This is a genomic window from Streptomyces sp. NPDC058664 (assembly GCF_042716635.1).
In the GTDB taxonomy this organism is placed as follows: Bacteria; Actinomycetota; Actinomycetes; order Streptomycetales; family Streptomycetaceae; genus Streptomyces.
This window is the reverse complement of the sequence record NZ_JBHXRW010000251.1, coordinates 1-1,075: the sequence shown is the minus strand read 5'-3', so window position 1 is coordinate 1,075 and position 1,075 is coordinate 1. Positions and strand designations below refer to the sequence as shown.

General features: G+C 67.1%; 2 protein-coding genes. Both read left to right on the top strand.

Going from position 1 to position 1,075, the window contains the following annotated elements:
* Window positions 1-420: hypothetical protein (locus ACFWUY_RS41940; protein WP_384122424.1), on the top strand; the 420-nt coding region annotated here is incomplete at its 5' end.
* On the top strand, window positions 420-1,075 hold a 656-nt coding region (locus ACFWUY_RS41935), incomplete at its 3' end, for a hypothetical protein (protein WP_384122421.1). The genes ACFWUY_RS41940 and ACFWUY_RS41935, both read left to right, overlap by 1 nt.

Sequence of the window (1,075 nt, the reverse complement as noted above, 5' to 3'; positions counted from 1 at the left end):
ATCCGTCCATCTGGACTGGACTCCCCCGCAAACGGCGCGCGGTGGTTACGCTTTTCAACACCGGCCGGGGCCGGAATCCGCGATCGTGAAGGGGCAGACATCGTGGCAGAAATGTCATTCGACCCGTCAGCGCTCGACGCTTATCAGCGTGCGGCAGCTCGGGTTTCCGAACTTCTTGGCACAGCGGCCAACGACACGACGACCGCGGCCGGGGTCGACCTGTCCGGACTCGGCGTGCTCGGGCGTGAATTCGCCGCCGCCTGGACACAGGCCGCGGGCGACCACGCCTCGACACTGAGTACGGCGGGCAACCTGGTCACCGCCTATCAGGACATCCTGAATCGCTTCGGCGCCAGCGTGACCGGGATCGACACCGGCCTGGCGAGCGACCTGCGTGCGACCGAGAGTGAGGTGGCGTGATGCGTGCCAAATCGCTGGTCACCGACACCACGGTGAGCACGATCACGCCCGCCGAGGCCGAGGCGAAGATCGCGCCGGTGATCGCGCTGCTAGAGGTGCCGCTGCTCGAATTGCGTAAGTCGCTGGGCAGTAATACTTCTCCCGACCCCGACGCATCGGTGGTGGCCGCGCTGACATCGGCCTCCGCCGCGACCACGGCAACGGAGGATCCGCATCGGCTCGGGCTGCACGCGCTCGAGTCGACCGAGACCGCCGCACCCGCCACACCGGCGCTGCGCCAGACCGCGACCGAGGTCTCGGCCGCGGCTGATCGCGGCACCCGATTGAGTTCGCTGCTCGGACAGGCACATTCGACACAGGCGACGGCAGCGGCCAAGGTCGATGCGATCATCGCGGACTTCCGGGCCAAGGCGAAGAAGGCCGCGCCCGCGGTGAACGAGAACAACCTGGACGCGATCGTCGCGCTCGCCGAAGAGGCCATTTCGGAAGCGGTCGGGGTGGTGGGTAATGCCAGCACCGAGATGGATGAGTACACGCGAAATACCAGGGGTCTCACCAGCGATCTCGGTGGGACCAACGGGGTGACCGTGCCCACCGGGGCTACAGAGGTGGCGCCTGGGGTTTATGTGCTCGGTACCGGCGGGTCCGATACGTC